This window comes from Flavobacterium sp., assembly GCF_035456225.1.
GTDB lineage: Bacteria > Bacteroidota > Bacteroidia > Flavobacteriales > Flavobacteriaceae > Flavobacterium.
The window spans coordinates 1-6,252 of sequence record NZ_DATIDM010000090.1; the positions used below are offsets into that span (position 1 = coordinate 1).

5 protein-coding genes are annotated in these 6,252 nt (G+C 40.4%); 4 read left to right on the plus strand and 1 reads right to left on the minus strand.

Annotation, left to right across the window (positions count from 1 at the left end):
• On the plus strand, window positions 1–565 hold a 565-nt coding region (locus VLB74_RS05270), incomplete at its 5' end, for an amidohydrolase family protein (RefSeq protein WP_325202413.1).
• Between the two features lie 555 nt (window positions 566–1,120).
• Window positions 1,121–2,728, plus strand: a complete 1,608-nt coding sequence (gene asnB, locus VLB74_RS05275; protein WP_325202414.1) for an asparagine synthase B — start codon at window positions 1,121–1,123, stop codon at window positions 2,726–2,728.
• Between the two features lie 155 nt (window positions 2,729–2,883).
• On the opposite strand, the gene VLB74_RS05280 is transcribed toward asnB, so the two are convergent.
• Window positions 2,884–3,318: a hypothetical protein gene (locus VLB74_RS05280; protein ID WP_325202415.1), complete on the minus strand. Its 435-nt coding sequence runs from the start codon at window positions 3,316–3,318 to the stop codon at window positions 2,884–2,886.
• A 345-nt stretch (window positions 3,319–3,663) separates the two neighbouring features.
• On the opposite strand from VLB74_RS05280, the gene gyrB reads away from it, so the two are divergent.
• The gene (gyrB, locus tag VLB74_RS05285) at window positions 3,664–5,604 is read left to right on the plus strand and encodes a DNA topoisomerase (ATP-hydrolyzing) subunit B (RefSeq protein WP_325202416.1); all 1,941 of its coding nucleotides are present in this window, start codon (window positions 3,664–3,666) and stop codon (window positions 5,602–5,604) included.
• A partial coding sequence (locus VLB74_RS05290) for a DUF6588 family protein (protein ID WP_325202417.1) occupies window positions 5,597–6,252 on the plus strand: 656 nt, incomplete at its 3' end. The genes gyrB and VLB74_RS05290, both read left to right, overlap by 8 nt.

The following is a 6,252-nucleotide window of genomic DNA, read 5'->3' on the forward strand; positions in this document are numbered from 1 at the left end:
GACCAACACGGTACTATTGAAAATTTACAAAGAAGTGCTGACCGGCAAAACAGACAGACGCTGGAAAATTGAACACGCCCAGGTGATGCGTGAAAAGGATTTCGATTATTTCAAGTTGGGAATCATTCCTTCCGTTCAGCCTACGCATGCGACTTCCGATGTGTATTGGTCAACGGAGAGAGTGGGGCTGAATCGTATTAAAAATGCTTACGCTTATAAAAAAATGCTCGATAAAGCCGGAGTAATTGCCCTTGGAACTGATTTTCCTGTGGAAGAAGTCAACCCAATGTACACCTTTTACGCTGCCGTAGCACGCAAGGATCTGAAAGGTTTTCCATCGGGCGGGTTTTTGCCTGAAAATGCCTTAACAAGGGAAGAAACCTTAAAAGGAATGACCATTTGGGCAGCCTATTCTGATTTTGAAGAAAAAGAAAAAGGAAGTCTGGAAGTTGGCAAATGGGCTGATTTCACCATTTTTGACGAAGATTTTATGACAATCCCTATTGAAAAGGTTTTAACGATTAAGCCAAAAAATACCTTCATCAAAGGAAAACAAGTGAAATAGAGTAGAATCCCAAGCGAGAGTTTGGGATTTTTTTTGGAGCAATTCGTTCGGGATTGTCGGCAAACCATGTTCCTGCTGTCCGTTTCAATCTGTCATTGCGAGCTTGCGCGGCAATCTCACAACGCCAGGATTTCCTCTACCATCAGGGCTAAAGGATAAACCATTTTATTTTTTGTTGTGTTTCTGAAAAATGCCACGGGTTTTGACTATAAAAACCTTGTTTTCAATCTAAAGTTATTTGTTGTTAAAGCGAAATTATGTGATAGAACACTGATTAAACAGATTTACACAGATTTTCACTTAAAAGTAAATGGTCTGCGAATTTCTGTGTATTCTGCGTGCAATTTGCTGTGATAAACTATAATGTTTTTTAGGTTAAAAACACTGAAATTACAATCTGTAATCCAAAACTTCTGTTTTTAGTGGTTTTAATTTCATTTTAGCCGTAAATAAGACTTATAACTTTAAAATTGTAATTAAATAACGTTTTGTGGTTTATAATTAAAACTTTAAGTTGCAATTTTGTTTCATAATAAAACTTAAAACGAAATTATTATGTGCGGAATATTGGCAGTTATAGGAAAGGGGACAGATGAGGCTTTAGTGAAACAATTATCCAAAAGAATGTCGCATCGCGGACCGGATGAAAGTGATTTACATATCACGGAAAAAGGACATTTGTTAAGTCACGAACGTTTGTCTATTGTGGATTTGCATACAGGAAAACAACCCATTCAGGGAACATCTAACGCTTGGATGGTGCACAACGGTGAAATCTACAACCATCAGAAACTGCGCGAAACAATATTGCGTCATCATACTTTCAGAACTGCTTCCGACTCAGAAGTGATTGTGCATCTGTATGAGGAATTCGGTTATGATTTTTGTGATATGCTCGACGGGATTTTTGCATTTGCGGTAATCGATGGCGATGATTTTATCGCTGGTCGTGATCCGCTGGGAGTGAAACCATTGTATTATGGGAAAGACAGCGAAGGCCGTCTGTATTTTGCTTCTGAAATGAAAGTCATAGCGGATCAGTGTGAAACTTTTGAAGCTTTTCCGCCCGGACATTATTACACGCCCAAAACCGGATTGGTAAAATACTATCAGCCAAAATGGGAAGACGACACATTGGCGACTGAAAAACTCGATTTAAAAGCTGTTCGTGAAGCCTTAACAGAAGCGGTTCGCAAACGTCTTATGAGTGATGTGCCAATCGGAGTGTTGCTTTCAGGAGGTTTGGATTCATCATTAACATCATCCATTGCGTCAAGACTGCTCAGGGAAGCTGACGGGAAGAAACTGCATTCGTTTTCCATAGGTTTGGACAAAGATGCTCCGGATGCCATTGCAGCTCGGGAAGTGGCGGAATTTTTAGGTACGGAACACCACGAAATTCATTTTACCATAGAAGAAGGAATTAAAATCCTTGATAAATTGATCTGGCATTTGGAAACTTATGATGTGACGTCTGTTCGCGCTAGTACACCAATGTATTTCCTTTCAAAAGCGATTACGGATATGGGAATCAAAGTGGTGCTTTCCGGAGAAGGAGCCGATGAGATTTTCGGAGGGTATCTTTATTTCAGAAACGCACCAACGGTAGCCGATTTTCAAAAGGAAACCATCGAGAGAGTCCAACGTTTGTCTACAGCAGATTTGCTTCGTGCCGATAAATCAACCATGGCACACGGATTAGAGGCGAGAGTGCCGTTTTTGGACAAAGCTTTTTTGGAATTGGCTATCAAAATTAAACCGGAAGAAAAAATGCCTGAAACCTACGGTGGAGTTGAGAAATATATTCTTCGCAAAGCGTTTGATACACCGGAACAGCCTTATTTGCCTGAAAGTGTTTTATGGCGCCAGAAAGAACAGTTTTCCGATGGGGTGGGTTACAACTGGATTGATACTTTAGTCGAATATTGCGCTTCTCAGGTTTCGGATGCGGATTTTGCCAAAGCGGCCGAACTGTTTCCGTATAACACACCGGCTACGAAAGAGGCGTTTTTCTACAGAACGATATTTCACAAGCATTTCCCGCAGGAAAGTGCTGCAAAAACCGTTCGCAAATGGATTCCGAAATGGCAGTCGAACCAAGACCCAAGCGGAAGAGCGAACGCAGCTCACGTAAAAAGCGATTTGGCAGTTATTGCCGCATAATTTCAATTTGGTTTGTTTGTTAAAAGACGTCGGTAGTGGTACCGGCGTTTTTTGTTTTTATAATCCTGAAGACAATACCGGATTCGCAAATCATCCAAAAAAACAGCAAAAAGCCCTGAAATTTCGTTCAGGACTTCTAACCGGGATAGCATCCGTTACAACTTCACTGTTAATCCAATGAAAGGGGAAAAACCGGAAGTGTTTCCTCCTGCGAGCTCCAGATATACGCCCCATTTGTCATTCCAAAACCAGCGTCCTCCTGCCTGAAGACCCAAATCAATGTCGCCATCATTATGATCATTGTCTCCTATAGGGACAGCGTATCCTAAATTGGCTCCACCGTAGACATCCCATGCAGGATCTGAAAGACCAAATATATGATCAAAATAATAGTTCCCTTTTACGCCTATATTTAACCAATCTAGATCGAAATTGGTTCCAATCCCGGGCGCAATCGTAATGTCTTTATGTACAGGGATTTCATAATTAGCACCTACAAGACCGAAATTCAATTCATTTCTTGCTTGTCCAAAAACATTTGCATAACTAAAGAATAATGCAAAAACCAATAATCTTATTAACTTTTTCATATTTTTTTTGTTAAAATGTTAAATACAAATATAGAAATATTTTTTTTTACAGAATTAATTGCAATGTGAGTTTGGAGAAGTTTTTCTTTGTTTCCGATTGGGATTCGAAATCTTTGCCTAAATGAAAAATGGTAATTTAGAAGCGCAATTATGGTTTGTTTAAACTGGGATTTGGGTAAAAAATTATTGAATAGGCACTTAGGTCACTGTTTAATGCTTTGTCGATAAAACAGTCTTTTTTGTTAATAACTTAGGGTTTTGGTTGGGTTATTTTTAACGTAAAATCATCTTCAATTTCATATATTTGCTCGTTATACAAAAAAATATACAATCAGAATATAGATTATGAGCGAAGAAGTAAAGAAAAACAATTATTCGGCAGACAGTATTCAGGCGCTTGAGGGAATGGAACACGTAAGGATGCGTCCTTCGATGTACATTGGTGATACAGGGGTTCGAGGACTTCACCACTTGGTTTATGAGGTAGTGGACAACTCGATTGACGAAGCGTTAGCCGGACATTGCGATACTATTCATGTAGCAATTAACGAGGACAACTCGATTTCCGTAGAAGATAACGGTCGAGGGATTCCCGTAGATATTCATAAAAAAGAAGGTGTTTCAGCTCTTGAGGTTGTAATGACCAAAATCGGAGCCGGAGGTAAATTTGACAAAGATTCTTATAAAGTTTCCGGAGGTCTGCACGGGGTTGGGGTATCGTGTGTTAACGCGTTATCTGACCACTTAAAAGCTACTGTTTTCAGAGAAGGAAAAGTATACGAACAGGAATACGAAAGGGGTAAAGCTATGTATCCGGTGAAGCAGGTTGGCGAAACCGACAAGCGTGGAACAACGGTTTGGTTCAAGCCTGACGGAACTATTTTTCAGCAGACGCTTGAGTATTCTTATGATACTTTAGCGGCCCGTATGCGTGAGTTGGCTTACCTTAACAAGGGAATCACCATTACGTTGACAGATAAAAGGGAAACGGATAAAGAAGGAAACTTCGTTGGTGAAACATTCCATTCTAAAGAAGGTCTGAAAGAATTCGTTAGATTCCTTGATGGTAACCGTGTACCGATTATCGGTCATGTAATCAGCATGGAAAATGAAAAAGGCGAAGTTCCGGTTGAAGTCGCATTGATTTACAATGACAGTTATTCTGAAAATATTTTCTCTTACGTAAATAACATCAATACACACGAAGGAGGTACGCATTTGCAGGGTTTCCGTATGGGGTTAACCCGTACATTGAAGAAATATGCGGATGCTTCCGGATTGTTGGATAAATTGAAATTTGAGATTTCCGGAGATGATTTCCGTGAAGGTTTGACAGCGATTATTTCGGTAAAAGTATCTGAACCTCAATTTGAAGGACAGACTAAAACCAAATTGGGTAACAGGGAAGTTGTTTCTCCTGTGAGTCAGGCGGTTGCTGAAATGTTGGAGAACTATTTGGAAGAAAATCCAAATGATGCCAAAATCATCGTTCAGAAAGTGATCTTGGCAGCTCAAGCGCGTCATGCAGCGAAAAAAGCCCGTGAAATGGTACAGCGCAAAACCGTAATGGGTGGTGGTGGATTACCGGGTAAATTGTCTGACTGTTCTGAACAGGATCCGGCAAAATGTGAGGTGTTCCTTGTCGAGGGAGACTCGGCAGGTGGAACGGCCAAACAAGGACGTGACCGTGCATTCCAGGCAATCATGCCTTTGAGAGGTAAGATCCTGAATGTGGAAAAAGCGATGCACCACAAAGTGTTCGAAAACGAAGAAATCCGCAATATTTTTACTGCTTTAGGGGTGACCATCGGTACTGAAGAAGACAGTAAAGCGTTAAATCTTGAAAAATTACGTTACCATAAAGTAGTTATCATGTGTGATGCCGACGTGGACGGTAGTCACATCTCTACACTGATTTTGACGTTCTTCTTCCGTTATATGAAGGAGTTGATTGAAAACGGTTACGTTTATATTGCTACTCCGCCATTATATATGGTGAAGAAAGGTAATAAAAAAGAATACGCATGGACGGATGCACAGCGTGATGAAATCTCTGAAAGAATGGGCGGCGGAACCAATATCCAACGTTATAAAGGTCTTGGAGAGATGAACGCGGAGCAATTATGGGAAACCACAATGAATCCGGAATTCAGAACGTTACGTCAGGTGGGAATTGACAGTTTGGCTGAAGCGGATCGTGTGTTCTCAATGCTGATGGGTGATGAAGTTCCACCGCGTAGAGAATTTATTGAGAAAAATGCTGCTTACGCGAAGATCGATGCGTAAATCATTCATTTCGGCAGGATGTTTTTTTGTTGCTTTTTTGTGTTTTTCTCCTAAAGCAAAAGCGCAAACTTCAGAAACTTTTCAGGATGTTGAAAACCTGCTTAATGACGCGTTGTTTTATTCCGATCAATATATAACTCCAGCTACGGATGCGGCCGTTTATCAGGCCGCTTCGGGTTGGATTACTTCTCCTAAAAAAAGAAAATTATGGGATGTGACCCTGGGTTTGCATTCCAACATTTTTTTTGTACCCAAACGCGACAGAAGTTTTGAGATAAAGAATTCCGATTTTTCCTTTTTTCAGATCGAAGGAGGGGCGACATCCGCAACTGTGCCCACTGCATTGGGTGGGGATTCTAACCATTATCTTGTTGGTGATTTGGATGGTGAACAGATCCGGCTGAAAACTCCGGAAGGGGTCAATCAGGAAACTATTTTCTATCCGTATTTACAAGGTTCGGTGGCGTTGTGGTATGGTACCGAGGTTGTGGTAAAATATTCTCCTAAAACAAAACTTAAAAAAGGGGATTATCAGGTGTATGGCTTTGGTTTAAAACATAATCTGAGTCAGTATTTCAAAGATATGGAAGCCCGAAAAATCCATTTTTCAGGATTAGTGGTTTATTCTAAAGAAGATATCAGCTTTGA

What these genes read in the sequence shown, in the direction of transcription:
- asnB (WP_325202414.1), top strand. Translation starts at nt 1,121, where the DNA reads ATGTGCGGAATATTGGCAGTTATAGGAAAGGGGACAGATGAGGCTTTA.
- VLB74_RS05280 (WP_325202415.1), bottom strand. Translation starts at nt 3,318, where the DNA reads ATGAAAAAGTTAATAAGATTATTGGTTTTTGCATTATTCTTTAGTTAT.
- gyrB (WP_325202416.1), top strand. Translation starts at nt 3,664, where the DNA reads ATGAGCGAAGAAGTAAAGAAAAACAATTATTCGGCAGACAGTATTCAG.